Genomic DNA, 18,564 nt, shown 5'->3' on the forward strand with positions numbered 1-18,564 from the left:
GACGAACAGCGAGGAAACTGGTGGGAGCGATGGCGACTCGTGTCGTTTTTCCCACCACACCAACCCATGCAGACCATTTGACCAATTAACACCTCACCTTTCCTTTGAGGGTCAGCGACGGGCATCGGCCTGCGCAGGGGTGTCAGCGCCAGGTTGGACCCGTTCGGATGAGATTGCCGGGCTTATAACCCATCGACAATCCTTTGACGCCGGGATATTGACCCTTGGCGTTGCCGAATAATAACCACGATTGCCCGGGATGAGGTAAACAAAAAGTTTTAAACATGTTACTAGTCATTCCTCCGCGTTATTACGGGGAGAACGCTCGCATTCGTCGACGCTGTACGGGGCAAATTCTGTCTGTTCGCCAGTGGCCGCCATAAGAGATTTTCAACCAGCGGCCACTGGCAAGGGGCGGGCGATTGCGGGCTGACCCTGCCCCGTCGCCTCAGCGCCGAGTGATCAGACCCTGCCGCGCGACGCGGATCAGTTGCTTGATCATTTGCGGCGCATCTTCTGCGCTCGGCGCCTGAATCACGGCCAGATCAAAACTGTCAGTGGCGAAACGCGCCAGCGACTCGCCGTCGTCGACGAACTGAATCAGGAACGCGGCAGGACCGCCGCTGCGACGCGGCCAGCCATCGAGATAACGCAAGAGCGTCGGCTGATGTTTGCCGCCAAGAAGGATTTTCGGGTTGCGCTGGGTGACGTGAGCCGTGATCGGCGCGGGACGTGCAGGAGGGCGTAGTGCGTTCATCGTGTCGTGTCTCTGCCTCAAAAGTCTGCATGGCAGGTGAGAGGCAACACCGAACCAGCGCTTTAGCGGTATTTCGAAGCCCTGTTCCGGCTTCTGACGGTAACTGTAGAAGTCACCTGGCGCCCCGCAAGTAGCTGTTTAAATCGGCGCATGAGCAACATCCTAGAGAACGTGACCAACCAGTGTCAAGAATCAACCGCAACAAAAAAGGCCCGCACAATGCGGGCCTTTCCCTTGAGCCAGAGCCTTCAACCGGCGATGGCGCGATCCGCCGAAAGCTTGCCGGCACCTTCGATCAGTACCGCGATGCTACCGGCCAGCAGCGCCAGGGCGAATTCATAACCGTTGTTGGCCATGAACAGACCGTTGCCGATGTGCACCGAGAAGATTGCCACCAGCGAGAGGAACGCCAGACCGAGTGCCGCCGGGCGTACCAGCAGGCCGATAATCAGTGCCAGACCGGCGAAGAATTCCGTACCGCCGGCCAGCGAGGCCATCAGATAACCCGGGGTCAGGCCGATGCTTTCCATCCATTGCGCAGTGCCGGCCAGGCCGTAGCCACCGAACAGACCAAAGAGTTTCTGCGAACCGTGGGCGGCGAAGATCACGCCGACAGCAATGCGCAGGACAGTCAGGCCGTAACCGGCGCGGGTGAACAGAACCTTGTTGATCAGAGAGCTCATGGGGCATTCCTTGTTGTGCAGAAGTGTTTGTGTGTTTGGGTTGGTCGCTATATTAATCAGTTTATTTCATGTTTAAAGCGCAAAAAATGCGCCATAACAATCGGATTATTAGATTATTTCCGAGTGACCACTTTCTGCTGCCGGGGCTCGAGCGACTCGCGCTCCCGATCGAATGCCAAGTAATACTTGTTCACGCTATTAACATAGCTGACGGCGCCCATTCCCACCTGCTCCATGGCAATGCGTTCAACCTGGAAAAACCACTGATTGGGATTCAAGCCTCGGCGTCGGGCTTCGGCGCGCATGCCCTGCACGCGCTCGGGGCCGATGTTATAAGCGGCGAGGGTGAAAGCCATGCGCTCACGCTCGTTGAGTTTCGGGCTGCTGAAAAACTTGCGGCGGATCATCGCCAGGTACTTGGCGCCGGCCTGAACATTCGCATCGAGATTCTGGATATTGCTCACGCCGACCCGTTGCGCGGCAGACGGGGTGATCTGCATCAGGCCGGTCGGGCCGCTGCCACTGCGGGCGTTGGGCTGCAGGCGCGACTCCTTGAACGCCAGCGCCGCCAGGTTGAGCCAGTCCATGTTCTGCGCGTCGGCGTGCTTTTGCAGGGTCGGACGAAGTTTTTCCAGTCGCTGGCGATCACCTTTGGCCAGCGGATTGTGCACTTGATAGAGACGGCGATAGATGCGCAGGAACGCGGCGTCTTCGTCCGACGGCTTCTTGTAGCCGGTAAGAAAGCGATCGATGCTCGCGCGCAACATCGACGCATCGCGGCGCACGAACCAATGCTCCTCGCCCGGCTCGCCCAGGCTCAATTGCCGATCAAGGCGCAGCTTCGGCAGGATCTTGCCCCAGCGCTCGGCAATCGGTTGCTCGACGATGGTCAGGTGGAAAATCCCGCCCTGGACCATTTCCAGCACGTCCTCGACGGCCAGCGTCGGATCAACCCATTCGATGTTGATCGGCGCAAGTTTGTGCAACGCCAGTTTCTGGTTGAGCTGGCTGACCACCTCCCCCGCCGCACTGCCGGTGGGCAGCGCCAGGGTTTTGCCGGAGAGTTGCTCAACCTTGGTATAGCGGCGCTGGCCCTTGATGCCGACCAGCACCAGCGGCACGTTGCTGGCAATCGGTTCACTGCTGGCGACCGCATAGCCCGAGGGCAGATCGAGCAATTCGCCGGGCGCGACCATATCGCCTTCGCCACGCTGCAAGGCGCCGAGCAGTTGATCCTTGGCTTTGGGAATGATTTTGAGGGTGACTTCCTGGCCGTCGCGGGCATGGCCGTTAAGGTATTGCTCGAAGGCGCGCAGGCGATGGTATTCGACACCAATCGCCTGGCCCTGGACTTCGCCGGAGCTGTTACGGCTCTGATTGACCAGCACCCGCAACACGCGGCTGCCGCGAATTTCGGAGAGATCGCGGACCTTGCTTGCCGGCACGGCTTGCAGCGGCCCGGGCAGGCGCGCGACCGCCGTCATCGGCAGCAGCAACGCAGCACACAACAGCAGCAGAACCGAGGGACGATGCATCCACTCTCCGAAAAGAATACGGGGCGATTGCGTCGCAAAGAGACGACATCACCGACGAAAACAGAGCGCTTTGTGCGCTGGTAAAGTGCGAGAGACTGGCACAGTGATGGCATTGTCGCCACCCCGGAGTCTTTCGCGGCCTCAACAGACAGCCTTAAGTCGTTGTAGTTCTTGGCTTTTCTTATAAATCTACAGCTCTGATATGCTTTCCGGCCTTCGGCCCGAGGTAGCACCATGCAACTCATCGATATCGGCGTCAACCTGACCAACCCCAGTTTCGCTGACAAACACCAGGCCGTGCTCGACCGCGCTTACGCCGCCGGCGTCTGCCAACTGGTGCTGACCGGCACCAGCGTCGAGGGCAGCGAGCAGGCGCTGGAACTGTGCCGGCAACTGGATGGAAGCGGCAAACAGCTGTTCGCCACCGCCGGTATTCACCCCCATTCGGCCAGCGACTGGAACGCCGACAGCGCGCGCCGCCTGCGTAGTCTGTTGAACGAATCCAACGTTGTCGCGGTAGGTGAATGCGGTCTGGATTTCAACCGCGATTTCTCCCCGCGCCCGCAACAGGAAAAGGTCCTCGAAGAACATCTGGCGCTGGCCGTCGAGCTGCAATTGCCGGTGTTCCTGCACGAGCGCGATGCCAGCCAGCGCCTGCTGGAGATCCTCAAGGACTTCCGCGATCAACTGCCGGCCGCAGTGGTGCACTGCTTCACTGGCGAGCAGAAAGCCTTGTTCAGCTACCTCGATCTGGATCTGCACATCGGTATAACCGGGTGGATCTGCGACGAACGCCGGGGCACGCATCTGCATCCGCTGGTGAAAGAGATCAAGCCGGGACGGCTGATGCTGGAAAGCGACGCGCCGTATCTGTTGCCGCGCACGCTGCGGCCGAAGCCGAAAAACGGCCGTAACGAGCCGGCGTACCTGACCGAAGTGCTGCGCGAGGTGGCGGTGCATCGCGGCGAGACCGAGGAAGCGCTGGCCGCGCATACCACCGCGTGTGCCCGGGCGTTTTTTAATCTTCCGATGTTGGTGTAACCGCAAAAGATCGCAGCCTTCGGCAGCTCCTACAGAATGTACGCCGTGCCAATGCAAGAGCTGCCGAAGGCTGCGATCTGTTGATCTTTGATCTGTTGATCCGCATCAAAAAATGGTTTTCTGAATAGCGGCACAATAATGGCACCTTGCCAAAACTGTTTCCGCTATCAGAGAAGACCTCCATGGGTGCCTGGCTTAGCAATATCTCGCTGAAATACAAATTCTGGGCGGTCAACGCGGTCGCCTTTGTCACCACCCTGCTGTTGGTTTTGTACGCCGTACACCTCGAACAACAGGCCCGCAGCCACGCCGCGCAGGCATCCGCCCAGGCGCAGGCGCAGTTGCTCAAGGCCTGGCCGTCCGGGCAACCGTTGCCCAAGTCCGCTCAGGTGCTGACCTTCAAGCGCGGTGAAGCGCCGCGTCTGAACGATCAACCGCTGCTGGAAATCAGCGGCAGCATCGGCTGGAACACCATCAATCCTCTGCCACTGCTCGGCGAAAATCCGTTGATCGGCGCCGAGGTATTCAGCCGTGCCGATGGCGAACAAGTGGCGGTCATTGCCTATGCGCCGAGCCTGAGCCAAGTATTCAGCGAACGCTTCGCCAACTATGCGCTGGCGGTCTTGATTCTGATGCTGGCAATGCTCGGCGCTTCGCAACTGTTGATCCGCTTTCTGCTCAGCCAGCTCAACACCTTGAAAGACGTGATGCTGCACGTTGAAAAAACCGGCGATCTGTCAGCTCGCGTACCACTGGTGGGCAAAGATGAAGTCGGGCAGATGGCCAATGCCTTCAATGCCATGCAGGCCGGTTATCAACGCGTCGTGAACACTGTTGCCAACACCGCGAGGCAACTGGATGTCGGTGCCGCGCGGCTGGCCTCAAGCATGAACGATGTGCGTCACGGCATGCTCGGTCAGCAAAGCGAAACCGATCAGGCTGCCACCGCGATCAACGAAATGACCGCCACCGTTTATCACATCGCTCAACATGCGGGCGCCACGCGCGATCTGTCGAAAACCGCCGACGGCCTCGCCGGCAGTGGTCAGCAGGTGGTGGCGCGGGTACAGCAATCGATTGCCGGGTTGTCCAGCGGCGTGCAGCAAACGGCGGAAATGATTCAACGCCTGGCCGAGGACAGCCAGAAGATCAGCGGCGTGGTCAGCGTGATTCACAGCATCGCCGAACAGACCAATCTGCTCGCGCTCAATGCGGCGATCGAAGCCGCCCGCGCCGGGGAGATGGGTCGCGGCTTTGCCGTGGTCGCCGATGAGGTGCGCAACCTCGCCAAGCGCGTGCAGGCGTCCACTGACGAGATCACCGGCATGATCGCCGCGTTGCAGGCCGGCACCCGCGATGCGGTGGATTTCATGCAGGAGAGCTCGTACAAGGCAGATGATTGCGTACAGCAAGCGCAGGAAGCTGGCGCGGCGCTGGCGCAAATCACCGGCGCAGTCGCGCAGATGCGCGAAAGCAATACGCAGATTGCCGTCGCGGCGGAACAGCAGAGCCAGGTTGCCGAGGAGATGAACCGGGCGGTGGTGAGTATTCGTGATGTGACCGAAAACACCGTGCAGCAGACAGTGGAGTCGGCGACGACCAGTAATGAGTTGGCGACGATGGCCGGGGAATTGAACAAGGCGATAGGCCAGTTGAAGCTTTAAGATCAAAAATCAAGATCAAAAGATCGCAGCCTTCGGCAGCTCCTACAGGGGGAACGCATTTCAAAATGTAGGAGCTGCCGAAGGCTGCGATCTTTTTTGTCCATCGTGGCTATGATGCCAATAGCCAACCTTGATTCGCCGCCCTCCGCGCCCGGGCCTATTCTTCAACCATGCAGTTCAACATGGATCGAGGAGTAGTAAACATGGGCAAACGTCACCCCAACCTTCCCGCGTGGCAATGGCGCGCCTACCCGGGCAATCATCAGCACCCGACCAATCTGGTCCTGCACCTGATTGCCGTGCCGCTGTTCATCGTGGCGTTTCTGCTGATCGTGTCGGGGGTGTTCAGCCTGAGTCTGGCCAGCGTCGCCATCGGTGTGATCGGGATTGTCGCGGCGCTGGGGCTGCAGCGCCACGGCCATAGCCTGGAGGCGCAAGCCTCCGAGCCGTTCAGTGATCGCCAGGATGCAGTTTCACGTTTGCTGGTCGAACAATTCCTGACCTTTCCGCGGTTCTTTCTCAGCGGCGGCTGGTGGCGCGCCTGGCGTGAGCGCCATCGTCGGCATTGATTCAGGCAAAGATCGTCACAGTCTGGCGACTCATCGCAATCAACTCTCCCTTCGCGCTCCACAGTTTGGCGGCCACATGACCGTAACCGTCGGCCGCGTATTCGATATCGGCCAGATATTGGCACCAATCCAGCGTGCTCAAGTCGTGTAACGGCTGCACGAATTCGATGGTCCAGGTCAGCGTGCTACCCGGTGCAGGCTTTTTCAGATACGGCAACAGCGCCGGCGGCCAGGCATCCACCAGCGCCAGCAGATGCGCCTCGTTGGCCGGCTCCTCTTTGACATCCCCACGCAACCGCACCCAACCGCCCATCAAGCGCGATGCCGTGCCGGAGAATGGAATGCCGCCGACGCTCCAGCGCATGGCCAGATGGCGCATGAATTCCGGGGTCACGCCTTTGATGTACGGCAGCTCCTGGCACTCGTCCCAGTGTTTCATGGTGGGCGCTGGATAGGCCTGGACGGCGACTTCCGAGGGCCGCGAGGCACCGAAGCTGCCCTGAATGATCGTCACCACTTGGCCATTTTGCATGGCACGGCCCAACACCTGGCTGACCGCTTTGCCTTCGCGCAACACGTCGACTTCGAAACTCACCGGCACTCCCGGCTCGACCGGGCCGACAAACGTGATCGCCAGCGAACGCACCGGGCGCTCCGTCGGCACTCTGGCACGCATGGCTTCAAATTGCAGCGCGGCCACCAGCCCGCCAAAACTGGCCCGCCCCTGACCCCATTCGGCGGGGATGGTCACTTCAGGTTGTTGGCGGACAGCATCGAGCAAATCGCAAAAGCGCATGGCAACCTCGGAAAGCGAGAAAGGGATGCGCGGATCTTACCCAGCCCGCAGCCGCGGCGCAGCGTCTATTCCGGTCAAATGGGCTGACAGATAGGCCTTGGCACTTTTCAGATGGATCTGGGGAATCCCTGTAGGAGCTGCCGAAGGCTGCGATCTTTTGATTCAAAAACAAGATCAAAAGATCGCAGCCTTCGGCAGCTCCTACAGGGGATGCGCAAGCTTCAGGATTTGAAACACGTAGCGCTGAGTTTTTCCAGCACTTGATCGGCCTTCAGCTCTGCCTTGATCAGCCCGGCCTGCCAGGTTGCCACACACGGTTGCAGGTCGGCCTCCTGCTCGGCGCGCGCCAGCCATTGCCAGCAATCGTGCCAGTCGCCCAATGCGCCTTGCGCCGATTTCAGGCGTTTGTATGCCGGTTTCGGCAGGCGATCCAGCTCGGGATAAGCTTCGATGCCATAGCGTACGCGCTTGATCAACAAACGCAGACGATGGCGGTCATGGGCGGGATCGTACAGCGCCGCATAGAGTTTCTGCCATTGTTTGCCCAGACGTTTTTCGATGCGTTTATCCAGATTCTTGAGCAGCCCCTGACGCTCGGACGCGCGCAGAAACCGTGGAAAGGCGTCGAGAATCATCAGCAACGACGCCACTTGCGCACTCGCCGCCAGTGCCGGATACGCCTCGGCCATTTGCGCCAGACGCCGCTGCGCAGCCTCGGGTTGACCATGCTCGAGCAGATACGCCGCCAGCACTTCGCGATCACGCCACGGCGTGGTCAGCTCGCCCACTGCCGAAGCCGCCGCCTCCAGTTGCTCGACACCCGGCAAGCCGCGCAACGGCCGCAACAGACTGCGCAAGCGTCGCACCGTGGTGCGCAAATCATGCAACGCCTCGGGATCGGTACGTGCAGTCAAACGCGCCTGACACGCCAGCAGCCGCACATCCAGGCTCAACACATGAGCCACCAAGCGATCGATCATGGGGGTCTACTCCGTAGACAGCTGCAAGTTGCAAGCTACAAGCTTCAAGTTGAATGCGTTTGCTTCAAAGCTTGCCGCCTGCCGCTTGAAACTTGCAGCTGCTTTTTATCTTCCTGCGCGGGATTCGCGAATGTAGAAGCGAGCTTTCTCGGCTTTCTTGCTGCAGCCTTCGAAGCCTTCAAATTGCTGCTGGGTCTTGGCGGCGGTCAGCAACGACAGTGCTTTGGAATAGCTGACGGTGCCGGCGAAGCCTTCAGCCTTGGCCAGGTCCAGTTCGTGCCAGGCCGCGTCGAGTTGGCTGCCGCAGCTGTCGCGGTAGGCGGTTTTGCCGGCGCAACCGGCCAGAACCAACGCCATCAACGGTACACAGATCCAGGCTTTCATCACTCACACCTCAAGGTAGGTCAACAGTCGTGCAGGTAAGACGGTCAAGCGGCGAAAAAGTGCCTCGCACGCCAACGAAACCAGCGTGGCGCAGAGCATAGCGCGCAAGCTTGAAGCGCGAGTGAAAAACGACGTCACAGCTTCGCGCAACGACCTTGGCGATTGAGCCGCCTGGCCGATGCGTGCATTGTGCAGGCTTGTCCGGAGGAAGTTTGATGAAAAAGCGTGTCGCACTGGTGCTGGGCTCCGGTGGCGCCCGGGGTTATGCCCATATCGGCGTCATTGAAGAAATTGAGAAACGCGGTTATGAAATCGCCTGCATCGCCGGCTGTTCGATGGGTGCAGTGGTCGGCGGGATCTATGCCGCCGGCAAACTGGATGACTACCGGCGCTGGATCGAAAGCCTTGATTACCTCGACGTGCTGCGCCTGGTCGATGTGAGTTTCCGTCTCGGTGCGATCCGCGGTGAAAAAGTCTTCGGACAGATCCGCAAGATCGTTGGCGAGATCAACATCGAAGACTTGCGCATTCCCTACACCGCCGTCGCCGCCGACCTGACCAATCAGCAAGAAATCTGGTTTCAGGAAGGCTGCCTGCATCAGGCCATGCGCGCCTCGGCGGCGATTCCCAGCCTCTTTACCCCGGTGATGCAGGGCAACCGCATGCTGGTGGACGGCGGCATTCTCAATCCGCTGCCGATCGTTCCGGTGGTGTCCAGCCATTGCGACCTGATCATCGCGGTCAACCTTAATGCGACCAACCAGCGTCAGTACAAATTGCCGGTCATCGAACGTCCGCCAGCGTTCCGCTCGCGTTTTGACAGCCTGATCAATTCGCTGGGTTCGAAGTTGCCATTCCGGCGCAAACAGGCCGAGCAGTTGTTGAAACTGGAGCAGGAAGCGCTGCGCGCCGAAGCGGCAGAGATCAATCCGTGGCTCGAAGGCGTCGAACCGGAAAGCCAGCAACCGGCGGCCGCGCCCGAGCGCGAAGGCGCGCCGAAATCCGCCACCGGGTCGTTCATCATCGATAACGTCGGGCCGGCGTCGCTGCTGGATCTGATCAACCAGAGTTTCGAGGTGATGCAGACCTCATTGGCGCAGTACAAGATCGCCGGGTATCCGCCGGATATCCTGATCAACGTGCCGAAGCGGGTGTGCCGTTTTTTCGAGTTCTACAAGGCGCCGGAACTGATCGCGCTGGGGCGGGAGATTGCCAGTGATACGCTGGATCGGTATGAGCAGGAGCAGGGTTGAGCTGATCCGGATTTTTCAGAGTGATTGCTGACCTCTTCGCGAGCAAGCCCGCTCCCACGGGGTATGGGGGTGAATGGGATCTGTGCCATACACACCTCACTGTGCCGGCCCCCACAGGTTTTCAGGGTTGAAGGATATCTGTGTCATACACAGTTCACTGTGGGAGCGGGCTTGCTCGCGAAGGGGCCAGACCAGACAACACAATACTTACAGACCACCCTCCCCCAACAACCGATACCCAACCCCCGCCTCCGTCACGATAAACCGTGGCCGGGTCGGATCGTCCGCCAGTTTCTGGCGCAGATGCCCGACCACGATCCGCAGGTAATGACTGTCCTCGGTGTGCGTCGGCCCCCAGATATCCTTGAGCAATTGCTGCTGGGTGATCACCCGCCCCGGATGCCGCGCCAGTTGCGCCAGCACCGCGTATTCCTTGCGGGTCAGGGCGACTTCGGCGCCGTCGAGCAGTACCCGTCGATAGGCCAGATCCACAGTCAACGGGCCGAAATTCAGCGCCGCCGGTTGCGCCTGCCCCGCCGGGGCCTGGCGCAGCAACGCGCGGACCCGGGCGAGAAACTCCTGAATGCCGAACGGTTTGGTCACATAGTCATTCGCGCCGCCATCCAGCGCTTCGACTTTCTGTCCTTCACTGGCGCGCACCGACAGCACCAGCACTGGCGTGCTCGCCCACTCGCGCAACTCGCGCAGCACTTGCTGACCGTCCATGTCCGGCAGGCCGAGGTCGAGCACCACCAGGTCCGGTTTGCTCAGCGCGGCTTGCGCCAGGCCTTCGGCACCGGTGCCCGCTTCGAGCACTTTATAGCCCTGTGAAGCGAGGCTGATGCGCAGGAATTTGCGAATCTGCGGTTCGTCGTCGATGACCAAAATGGTCGCGGTCTGGCTCATGGATTCACATCAACACAAAAGAGTGGCAAGAGAGTAGCGCAGTCGACTTCAAGCTTCACTGTCCATCCCCGGTTGCGCCTGCAACGGCAGATGCAAGGTGATGCAGGTGCCACGCCCGTCGATGCCGTCAGCCACGGAGATACGCCCGCCGTGCGCGCCGACCATGCCCTGACAGATCGCCAGGCCCAACCCGGTGCCCTGCCCGCCGCGATCACCGCGCGCGGCGGTGTAGAACATGTCGAAAATCTTCGCTCGATCCTCTTCGGGAATCCCCGGGCCTTCATCGCTGACCGCGAAAAAAATCTCCTGCTCATCGGCGCCGGCGCGCAGCTGCAAACGACCGTGGCTCGGCGAAAAACGGGCGGCGTTTTCCAGCACGTTGACCAGCGCCTGTTCGATCAGCGCAGCGTGCACGTAAAGCAGCGGCAACTCGGCCGGCACCTCGGTGCTGACCTGCAACGGCGCCAACACGGCGCGCAGGCGATTGAGCGAACTGCCGACGATGTCGGCCGGTGACACCCAGTCCCGCGCCAGCTTCAGGGCGCCGTGGCCGAGGCGGGTCATGTCGAGCAGGTTCTGGATGTAACGGTCGAGGCGTTCGGCCTCATCGCGGGTGCCTTCAAGCAACTCGCGGCGGTCCTCCAGCGGGATCGCTTCGCCGAGGGCCAACAGGCTGTCGATGCTGCCGCGCATGGCGGTCAGCGGCGTGCGCAAATCGTGCGACACCGAGGCCAGCAAGGCGCTGCGCAATTGCTCGGTTTCGCCATGCAGGCGCGCCGCCTCCAGATCATCGGCCAACTGGGCGCGGGCCAGGGCCTGCGCCAGCGGCTGGCTCAGCGCAGTGAGCAAGCGACGGCGTTGACCGCTCAAGCTCTGGCCTTCCCGGGCGCACACACCGAGCAGCGCCAGCGGCCCGTCCTCGACCGATAACGGCCACCACCACCAACGCCCGAGCGGCAACGTGCCGGTGCCCTTGCCCGCCGGTTGATCGTGTTGCCAGGCCCAATCGGCAGCGGCGCGTTCGGCCTCGGTGAATTGCAGCGGCCCACCGGTTTCGACTTTCCAGCCGCCCTGCCCGTCGCGGTTGAGCAGGCACAATTGCAGGTCGCTCCAGCCTTCGAGGTGCTGCGCGGCGGCGCTGACTACGGCTTGGCGGTCGGTCGCAGCGGTGAGTTTGCGCGACAGGTCGAGCAGCTCGCTGGTCTCTTCCTGGGTATCGCGCAAGGCCTGCAATTGTCGGCGCTGTCGCGCTGCAAGGTTGCCGGTGAGCGCCGCCATCAGCAGAAAGAACAACAGCGTCAGCACGTCTTCTTCGCGCTGGATGCTGAACGAGAAATTCGGCGGGATGAACAGAAAATCGTAGGTCAGAAACGACAGCGCCGCACAGGCCAGCGCCGGGCCCAGGCTGCTGCGCACCGCTACCAGCAACACCGCCGCGAGAAACACCAGCGAGATGTTCGGCAGCGGCAACACGCTCGACACCGCCCAGGCCAAGGCACTGGCCAACAACGTGGCGACCAGCGCCAGCGCGTAGTCGAACCACACCAGCGTGGCTGGATTGCGCGGGCGCGGTTGGTGCTGTTCGTGGTCACTGTCGAGAACGTTGATTTCCAGACCGTGCGCCTGCCGCAGCAGGCGCGCCGCCAGGCCCCCGCCGAACAATCGCCGGCGCAAGCGCGGCCGCGACTGGCCGACCAAGAGCAGACTGGCGCGGCGCTCGGCGGCGTGTTGAATCAGGGTTTTCGCCACTTCGCCGGCGCGCAACAGCACCACTTCACCACCGAGGCGTTCGGCCAGTTGCTGCGCGCTTTGCAGGCGCAACCGCGATTGCTCGTCACGGGCGCTGCCGTTGTCGACATGCACCAGACTCCACGGCAGATGCCGGCGCTGGGCGACGCGGCTGGCGTGTCGCACCAGACGCTCGGCCTGCGCATCGCCATCGACGCCGACCAGCAAACGCCCGCGCACCGCCGGCGCGGCCTGCCCCAACTGACGATAGCCTTGGGCAAGATCGTTATCGATTTGCGCGGCGGCAGTCTGCATCGCCAGTTCGCGCAGCGCGGTGAGGTTGGTCTGGGTGAAAAATGCATCGATAGCGGCGCGCGCCTGCTCGGGCACGTAGACCTTGCCTTCACGCAGACGCTCGAGCAATTCCCGGGGCGGCAGGTCGATCAGCAGCAGCTCGAAGGCTTCCTGCAGGACCCAGTCCGGCAAGGTTTCGCGCACTTGTACGCCGGTGATGCCGCGCACTTGGTCGTTAAGGCTTTCCAGGTGCTGGACGTTGACCGTGGTGAACACGTCAATGCCGGCGGCGAGCAGTTCCTGAATGTCTTGCCAGCGCTTGGCATGACGACTGCCGGGGGCGTTGCTATGGGCCAGTTCATCGACCAGCACCAGTTTCGGTCTGGCGGCAAGAATGCCGTCGAGGTCCATTTCCTCAAGCAGCACGCCACGGTATTCGCTGCGCACCAGCGGTTGCTGCGGCAGGCCGCCGAGCAACGCTTCGGTTTCGGCGCGGCCGTGGGTTTCAACCACGCCAGCGAGGACTTTCACGCCCTGGCGCAGTTGCGTGTGCGCGGCCTGGAGCATGGCGTAGGTCTTGCCGACACCGGGGGCGGCGCCGAGGAAAACCTTGAGCCGGCCACGGCCATCGCGGGGCAGGTCTGCTAACAGTGCGTCGGCGCGGCCGGAGTCGCTCATGCTTAGTGTTCTCTCTTCAGAATGATCGTTCCCACGCTCTGCGTGGGAATGCAGCCCGGGACGCTCTGCGTCCCATAAAAGCAGACGCAGAGCGTCTATTGATGCATTCCCACGAAGAGCGTGGGAACGATCGGTATCAACTGAATTACAGGCTTTGCAGTGCCAGATTCAGCTCCAGCACATTGACTACCGGCGGCCCTACCAGCGGTTGTTCGATGTGCGTATCGAGCAATTGCTGCAAGGTCGACACCGGCAGATGGCGCGCCGCCGCGACACGCGCCAGTTGATAGGCAATTGCCGCTGGTGGCAAGTGCGGATCGAGGCCGCTGGCGGAGGTGGTCAGCAGTGCCAGCGGCACCGGGCCTTGCCCGGAGACTTGGAGTTTGTGAGCGTCTTCAATCACTCGGGTAGCGAGGGCTGGATTGCTCGGCGCGAGGTTGCTGGCGCCACTGGCCACCGTGGCAAAAGCCCCGGCGGACGGGCGTGGATGAAACCAGTTGTCGCCGCTGAAATCCTGAGCGATCAGCGACGAGCCACGGACTTTGCCGTCGGCATCGCGGATCAGGCTGCCGTTGGCCTGAGCCGGAAAAGCGACCTGGGCGATGCCGGTGACTACCAATGGATAGGCGACGCCGGTAATCAGGGTCATCAGCGCCAACAGGGTCAGGGCCGGGCGTAGGGTTGTGGACATTGCAGAATCCTCGATTCAGAAATCAGTACTTGAGTCAGTTAAACCGTGGCGCATTCTTCGCGAGCAGGCTCGCTCCCACAGGGAAATTCAGTTTCAGGCGGGAGCGAGCCTGCTCGCGAAAGCATCACACCAGATGCAACGCCGTCAGCAGCATGTCGATCGCCTTGATCCCCACGAACGGCACAACAATCCCGCCCACGCCATAGATCAGCAGATTGCGCCGCAGTAACGCCGCCGCACTCGCCGCCTGCACCCGTACGCCGCGCAGCGCCAATGGAATCAGCACAACGATGATCAGCGCGTTGAACACGATCGCCGACAGAATCGCGCTCTGCGGACTGCTCAAGTGCATGATGTTCAGCACACCCAGCTGCGGATAAATCGAAGCAAACAGTGCCGGCAGAATCGCGAAGTATTTGGCGATGTCGTTGGCGATCGAAAAGGTCGTCAGCGCGCCGCGTGTCACCAGCAATTCCTTGCCGATCTGCACCACGTCGAGCAGCTTGGTCGGGTCGCTGTCGAGATCGACCATGTTCGCCGCCTCGCGCGCCGCTTGCGTGCCATCGTTCATGGCCATGCCGACGTCGGCCTGGGCCAGCGCCGGGGCGTCGTTGGCGCCGTCGCCGCACATCGCGACCAGGCGGCCGTCGTTCTGCTCGTGACGGATGCGCGCGAGTTTTTTCTCCGGCGTGGCTTCAGCGAGCACGTCATCGACACCCGCTTCAGCGGCGATGGCTGCGGCGGTCAGGGGGTTGTCGCCGGTGACCATCACCGTGCGAATCCCCAACTTGCGCAGCTCGGCGAAGCGTTCACGGATCCCGGGTTTTACCACGTCCTTGAGATGGATCGCGCCAAGCAATTTGCCGTCAGCGCAAACCAGCAATGGCGTGCCGCCGCTCTGCGCAATCTTGTCGATTTCCCGCGCCAGCGCCGGGGCCAGATCGCTACGTTGCTGACCGAGAAATGCCAGCAGCGAATCCACCGCGCCTTTGCGATACACACGGCCCTGATAATCAACACCGGACAAGCGGGTTTCGGCACTGAACGGCACGGCAGTCAGGGTTTCCGGGGCCGGCTCCGGTTGTGGATGCAGGCCACGGAGGAACTCGACGATCGATTTGCCTTCAGCGGTTTCGTCGGCCAGCGAAGCGAACAGCGCGCCTTCGGCCAGCTCACGGCCGGTCACACCCGGCGCGGCATACACCGCGCTGCAACGACGGTTGCCGAAGGTGATGGTGCCGGTCTTGTCGAGCAACAGCACGTGCACATCCCCCGCTGCTTCCACCGCACGGCCGGACTTGGCGATCACGTTCAGGCGTACCAGCCGATCCATCCCGGCAATACCGATGGCCGACAGCAGGCCGCCGATGGTGGTCGGGATCAGCGTGACCAATAACGCCACGAGGAACACCAGCGGCAGGCTGCCATTGGCAAAGTGCGCGAACGGTTGCAGGGTGACGACCACCAGCAGAAAGATCAGGGTCAGGCCGATCAGGAGGATGTCCAGCGCCACTTCGTTCGGGGTCTTCTGGCGTTTGGCGCCTTCGACCAGGGCGATCATGCGATCGAGGGTCGACTCACCGGGGTTGGCGGTGATCTTCACCAGCAGCCAGTCGGACACCAGCCGCGTGTTGCCGGTGACAGCGGAACGGTCGCCGCCGGACTCGCGGATCACCGGTGCCGACTCGCCAGTGATCGCCGCTTCGTTGACCGCCGCGATGCCTTCGATGACTTCGCCGTCACCGGGGATCATTTCCCCGGCCTCGACGCGCACCACATCGCCCTTGCGCAGATTGGCGGCCGGGACAATCTTGAAACTCGCATCCGGCTGGCGGCAGCGTGCGCTGAGGCCTTCGCTGCCAGCCTTGAGGCTGTCGGCGCGAGCCTTGCCGCGACCTTCGGCCAAGGCCTCGGCAAAGTTGGCGAACAGCACGGTGAACCACAGCCACAGAGCGATCTGTGCGGCGACGAAGGTCGGCACGTCAGCGTCCGGAATGAAGCACAGCACGGTGGTGAAAATCGCCGTGAGTTCGACCACCAGCATCACGGGCGAACGCGCCAGTTGCCGTGGGTCGAGCTTGACGAAGGCTTGCACCAGCGCCGGACGCCACAGGGCGGAGATCGCGGTTTTCGCTTGTTCCGGCGCTTTGGCAGCCACAGGTTTTATTGCGGGCATATTCATCGTCAGCTCCTTAGAAGCCCAGGCTCAGATGTTCAGCAATCGGGCCCAGCGCCAGCGTCGGCAGAAAGGTCAGGCCGCCCACCAACAGAATGGTCACGGTCAACAAGGTCACGAACAGCGGGCCGTGAGTCGGAAAGCTGTTCTGGCCGACCGGTGCGCTTTTCTTCATCGCCAGGCTGCCGGCCAGTGCCAGCACCGGCAAGATGTAGCCGAAGCGACCGATCAACATGCCCAGGCCGAGCATCAGGTTGTGGAACGGTGTGTTCGCGCTCAGGCCACCGAACGCCGAACCGTTGTTGGCACTCGCCGAGGTATAGGCGTACAGCAACTGGCTGAAACCGTGCGGGCCGGGGTTGCTGATGGTTGCCGCAGCGCTGGGAATCGTGGCGGCAATCGCACCGAGCACCAGCACGCCGACCGGCATCACCAGCAGCGTGACGACCAGCAATTGCACTTCACGGGCCTGGAGCTTCTTGCCGAGGTATTCCGGTGTACGCCCGATCATCAGGCCGGCAAGGAACACCGCGATCAACACGTTGAGCAGCATGCCGTAGAGCCCGGCGCCGACGCCGCCGAAGATCACTTCACCGACCATCATGTTGACCAGCGCAACCATGCCGCTCAGCGGGTTGAGGCTGTCGTGCATGCCGTTGACCGAGCCGTTCGAGGCTGCCGTCGTGGTCACCGACCACAGCACCGTAGCGGTGGTGCCGAAGCGCGCTTCCTTGCCTTCCAGCGGCGCAGTCTGCTCGACGGCGGCGTTGTTCAGGGTCGGATTCGGCTGATACTCGGCCCACAACGACGTCGCTCCGCCGATCAGAAACAGCGCCAGCATGCAGGCGATGATTGCGCGGCTCTGACGCAGGTCTTTCACGTAGTGGCCGAAGGTGAACACCAGTGCCACCGGGATCAGAATGATCGAGGCGACTTCGAACAGGTTGCTCCACGCGGTCGGGTTCTCGAACGGATGCGCCGAGTTGACGCCGAAGAAACCACCACCGTTGGTGCCCAGTTGCTTGATCGCAATCTGACTGGCGGCCGGGCCCAGCGGAATGACTTGATCAACACCCTGCAGCGTCACGGCATTTACATACTGCGCGAAGGTTTGCGGCACGCCCTGCCAGACCAGATACAGCGCCAGCAGCAGGCACAGCGGCAGCAGGCCATAAAGGGTGGCGCGGGTCATGTCGACCCAGAAGTTGCCGAGGGTCTGCGCCGATTTGCGCCCGATGCCTCGGCACAGCGCGACCAGCACGGCGAGGCCGGTGGCGGCGCTGACGAAGTTCTGCACGGTGAGGCCGGCCATCTGGCTGAGGTAGCTGAGCGTCGCCTCGCCGCTGTAGGACTGCCAGTTGGTGTTGGTCATGAAACTGACCGCGGTATTGAATGCCTGGGTCCATTCCTGGCCCGGCAGGTTTTGCGGGTTCAGTGGCAGGTGATCCTGAAACAGCAAAATTGAGAACAGCAGCAGGAAACCCGCCAGGTTGAACGCCAGCAGCGCCAGCGTGTACTTCTGCCAGCTCTGCTCCGCCTGCGCATCGACCCCGGCGAGTCGATAGCAACCGCGCTCGACCGGACCGAGGATTGGCGTCAGCCAGGTGCGCTGACCTTCCATCACCTTGTAATAGAAACGCCCGAGGAACGGCGCCGGCAGCAGGACCAGCGCAAAAAACCCGAGGATCAGCCAATAGTCGTAACTGTGCATAGCCGCTCCTAGTTCCGGTCCGCGCGCAACAGCGCAACCAACAGATAAATGAACAGCCCCACTGCCAACAGCAGTGACACCCCATCCAGAACGCTCATGGAAAATCTCCGTGTTACGGCGTATTGCCGTGTGTGCGCTGATTGTCGGGAAGGAGGCTGTAAAGGAACGAGAGCGAGGCGCGGCGTAGGGCATAAAGAAAGCGTAAATAGTGGGTTTATGCAGGTTTTACGGCTGATTTATGCGGTGTTTTGACTGGCCCCTTCGCGAGCAAGCCCGGCCCCCACTTTGAAATGCGCTGTCCTGTGGGAGCGAGCTTGCTCGCGAAGGCGGCATCGCAGTCAACATCGCACCCGGCCGAGCCGATTTTTGTGCTGTTCGCACGGGCCGCTTCGCGAGCAAGCCCGGCTCCCACTTTGGAATGCGTTCTTCTGTGGGAGCGAGCTTGCTCATGAAGGCGGCATCGCAGTCAACATCGCACCGGCCCGAGCTGATTTTTTTGCTGTTCGCACGGGCCGCTTCGCGAGCAAGCCCGGCCCCCACTTTGAAATGCGCTGTCCTGTGGGAGCGGGCTTGCTCGCGAAGGCGGCAGAATCGGCGACATCGCACCCAACTGGCGCACTTTTCCTGCACATTCAGCGTGAATCATTCCCTCTGCGACACCTTTCAACCTATTACGACTTGTTTCACGGTAATGGCACGCCCACTGCACACGGCCTTC

General features: G+C 61.7%; 16 protein-coding genes. 4 read left to right on the top strand and 12 right to left on the bottom strand.

The features are described from left to right. Positions 1 to 448: 448 nt before the first annotated feature. From ACP7D9_RS21880 to ACP7D9_RS21890, 3 genes are all read right to left on the bottom strand, one after another. Positions 449 to 757, bottom strand: coding sequence for a class I SAM-dependent methyltransferase (locus ACP7D9_RS21880; RefSeq protein ID WP_426159592.1), 309 nt, complete (start codon positions 755 to 757; stop codon positions 449 to 451). A gap of 248 nt (positions 758 to 1,005) precedes the next feature. After that, positions 1,006 to 1,440 (bottom strand): DoxX family protein, encoded by a 435-nt coding sequence (locus tag ACP7D9_RS21885; protein WP_039759946.1) that lies wholly within the window; start codon positions 1,438 to 1,440, stop codon positions 1,006 to 1,008. Positions 1,441 to 1,553: 113 nt separating this feature from the next. Then, positions 1,554 to 2,975 (bottom strand): transglycosylase SLT domain-containing protein, encoded by a 1,422-nt coding sequence (locus ACP7D9_RS21890; protein ID WP_426159593.1) that lies wholly within the window; start codon positions 2,973 to 2,975, stop codon positions 1,554 to 1,556. Positions 2,976 to 3,209: 234 nt separating this feature from the next. Here ACP7D9_RS21890 and ACP7D9_RS21895 point away from each other — a divergent pair, with 234 nt between their 5' ends. From ACP7D9_RS21895 to ACP7D9_RS21905, 3 genes are all read left to right on the top strand, one after another. Further along, positions 3,210 to 4,016 (top strand): TatD family hydrolase, encoded by an 807-nt coding sequence (locus ACP7D9_RS21895; RefSeq protein ID WP_426159594.1) that lies wholly within the window; start codon positions 3,210 to 3,212, stop codon positions 4,014 to 4,016. Between the two features lie 182 nt (positions 4,017 to 4,198). Beyond that, a complete protein-coding gene (locus tag ACP7D9_RS21900; protein WP_426159595.1) occupies positions 4,199 to 5,680 on the top strand; it encodes a methyl-accepting chemotaxis protein in 1,482 nt (493 codons plus the stop codon). A gap of 203 nt (positions 5,681 to 5,883) precedes the next feature. After that, positions 5,884 to 6,249 (top strand): Mpo1-like protein, encoded by a 366-nt coding sequence (locus ACP7D9_RS21905; RefSeq protein WP_042607903.1) that lies wholly within the window; start codon positions 5,884 to 5,886, stop codon positions 6,247 to 6,249. Between the two features lies 1 nt (position 6,250). On the opposite strand, the gene ACP7D9_RS21910 is transcribed toward ACP7D9_RS21905, so the two are convergent. From ACP7D9_RS21910 to ACP7D9_RS21920, 3 genes are all read right to left on the bottom strand, one after another. Then, complete coding sequence (locus ACP7D9_RS21910; protein WP_426159596.1) at positions 6,251 to 7,045, bottom strand: acyl-CoA thioesterase; 795 nt, start codon at positions 7,043 to 7,045, stop codon at positions 6,251 to 6,253. Positions 7,046 to 7,266: 221 nt separating this feature from the next. After that, entirely contained in the window at positions 7,267 to 8,025 is a 759-nt protein-coding gene (locus tag ACP7D9_RS21915) for a CHAD domain-containing protein (RefSeq protein WP_426159597.1), read from the bottom strand. A 105-nt stretch (positions 8,026 to 8,130) separates the two neighbouring features. Next, on the bottom strand, positions 8,131 to 8,409 hold the full coding sequence (locus tag ACP7D9_RS21920) for a hypothetical protein (protein WP_016770894.1): 279 nt from the start codon (positions 8,407 to 8,409) through the stop codon (positions 8,131 to 8,133). Positions 8,410 to 8,624: 215 nt separating this feature from the next. On the opposite strand from ACP7D9_RS21920, the gene ACP7D9_RS21925 reads away from it, so the two are divergent. After that, a complete protein-coding gene (locus ACP7D9_RS21925; protein ID WP_101155456.1) occupies positions 8,625 to 9,662 on the top strand; it encodes a patatin-like phospholipase family protein in 1,038 nt (345 codons plus the stop codon). Between the two features lie 207 nt (positions 9,663 to 9,869). On the opposite strand, the gene ACP7D9_RS21930 is transcribed toward ACP7D9_RS21925, so the two are convergent. The 6 genes from ACP7D9_RS21930 to kdpF all read right to left on the bottom strand — a co-directional run bounded on the left by ACP7D9_RS21930 (position 9,870) and on the right by kdpF (position 17,944). Next, on the bottom strand, positions 9,870 to 10,568 hold the full coding sequence (locus ACP7D9_RS21930; protein ID WP_426159598.1) for a response regulator: 699 nt from the start codon (positions 10,566 to 10,568) through the stop codon (positions 9,870 to 9,872). 48 nt (positions 10,569 to 10,616) lie between these two features. Further along, a complete protein-coding gene (locus ACP7D9_RS21935) occupies positions 10,617 to 13,268 on the bottom strand; it encodes a DUF4118 domain-containing protein (protein WP_426159599.1) in 2,652 nt (883 codons plus the stop codon). 145 nt (positions 13,269 to 13,413) lie between these two features. Next, positions 13,414 to 13,959, bottom strand: a complete 546-nt coding sequence (gene kdpC / locus ACP7D9_RS21940) for a potassium-transporting ATPase subunit KdpC (RefSeq protein ID WP_426159600.1) — start codon at positions 13,957 to 13,959, stop codon at positions 13,414 to 13,416. A gap of 124 nt (positions 13,960 to 14,083) precedes the next feature. Continuing rightward, positions 14,084 to 16,141, bottom strand: a complete 2,058-nt coding sequence (gene kdpB, locus ACP7D9_RS21945) for a potassium-transporting ATPase subunit KdpB (RefSeq protein WP_397479196.1) — start codon at positions 16,139 to 16,141, stop codon at positions 14,084 to 14,086. Positions 16,142 to 16,151: 10 nt separating this feature from the next. Continuing rightward, entirely contained in the window at positions 16,152 to 17,846 is a 1,695-nt protein-coding gene (kdpA, locus tag ACP7D9_RS21950) for a potassium-transporting ATPase subunit KdpA (RefSeq protein WP_426159601.1), read from the bottom strand. Positions 17,847 to 17,854: 8 nt separating this feature from the next. Then, complete coding sequence (gene kdpF, locus ACP7D9_RS21955) at positions 17,855 to 17,944, bottom strand: K(+)-transporting ATPase subunit F (RefSeq protein WP_007899818.1); 90 nt, start codon at positions 17,942 to 17,944, stop codon at positions 17,855 to 17,857. Positions 17,945 to 18,564 lie beyond the last annotated feature (620 nt).

The organism is Pseudomonas sp. TSRC2-2, from assembly GCF_049897785.1.
GTDB lineage: Bacteria > Pseudomonadota > Gammaproteobacteria > Pseudomonadales > Pseudomonadaceae > Aquipseudomonas.

What these genes read in the sequence shown, in the direction of transcription:
- ACP7D9_RS21905 (WP_042607903.1), top strand. Translation starts at nt 5,884, where the DNA reads ATGGGCAAACGTCACCCCAACCTTCCCGCGTGGCAATGGCGCGCCTAC.
- ACP7D9_RS21925 (WP_101155456.1), top strand. Translation starts at nt 8,625, where the DNA reads ATGAAAAAGCGTGTCGCACTGGTGCTGGGCTCCGGTGGCGCCCGGGGT.
- ACP7D9_RS21900 (WP_426159595.1), top strand. Translation starts at nt 4,199, where the DNA reads ATGGGTGCCTGGCTTAGCAATATCTCGCTGAAATACAAATTCTGGGCG.
- ACP7D9_RS21885 (WP_039759946.1), bottom strand. Translation starts at nt 1,440, where the DNA reads ATGAGCTCTCTGATCAACAAGGTTCTGTTCACCCGCGCCGGTTACGGC.
- kdpC (WP_426159600.1), bottom strand. Translation starts at nt 13,959, where the DNA reads ATGTCCACAACCCTACGCCCGGCCCTGACCCTGTTGGCGCTGATGACC.
- ACP7D9_RS21935 (WP_426159599.1), bottom strand. Translation starts at nt 13,268, where the DNA reads ATGAGCGACTCCGGCCGCGCCGACGCACTGTTAGCAGACCTGCCCCGC.
- ACP7D9_RS21930 (WP_426159598.1), bottom strand. Translation starts at nt 10,568, where the DNA reads ATGAGCCAGACCGCGACCATTTTGGTCATCGACGACGAACCGCAGATT.
- ACP7D9_RS21920 (WP_016770894.1), bottom strand. Translation starts at nt 8,409, where the DNA reads ATGAAAGCCTGGATCTGTGTACCGTTGATGGCGTTGGTTCTGGCCGGT.
- kdpA (WP_426159601.1), bottom strand. Translation starts at nt 17,846, where the DNA reads ATGCACAGTTACGACTATTGGCTGATCCTCGGGTTTTTTGCGCTGGTC.
- ACP7D9_RS21880 (WP_426159592.1), bottom strand. Translation starts at nt 757, where the DNA reads ATGAACGCACTACGCCCTCCTGCACGTCCCGCGCCGATCACGGCTCAC.
- ACP7D9_RS21915 (WP_426159597.1), bottom strand. Translation starts at nt 8,025, where the DNA reads ATGATCGATCGCTTGGTGGCTCATGTGTTGAGCCTGGATGTGCGGCTG.
- ACP7D9_RS21890 (WP_426159593.1), bottom strand. Translation starts at nt 2,975, where the DNA reads ATGCATCGTCCCTCGGTTCTGCTGCTGTTGTGTGCTGCGTTGCTGCTG.
- ACP7D9_RS21895 (WP_426159594.1), top strand. Translation starts at nt 3,210, where the DNA reads ATGCAACTCATCGATATCGGCGTCAACCTGACCAACCCCAGTTTCGCT.
- kdpB (WP_397479196.1), bottom strand. Translation starts at nt 16,141, where the DNA reads ATGAATATGCCCGCAATAAAACCTGTGGCTGCCAAAGCGCCGGAACAA.
- ACP7D9_RS21910 (WP_426159596.1), bottom strand. Translation starts at nt 7,045, where the DNA reads ATGCGCTTTTGCGATTTGCTCGATGCTGTCCGCCAACAACCTGAAGTG.
- kdpF (WP_007899818.1), bottom strand. Translation starts at nt 17,944, where the DNA reads ATGAGCGTTCTGGATGGGGTGTCACTGCTGTTGGCAGTGGGGCTGTTC.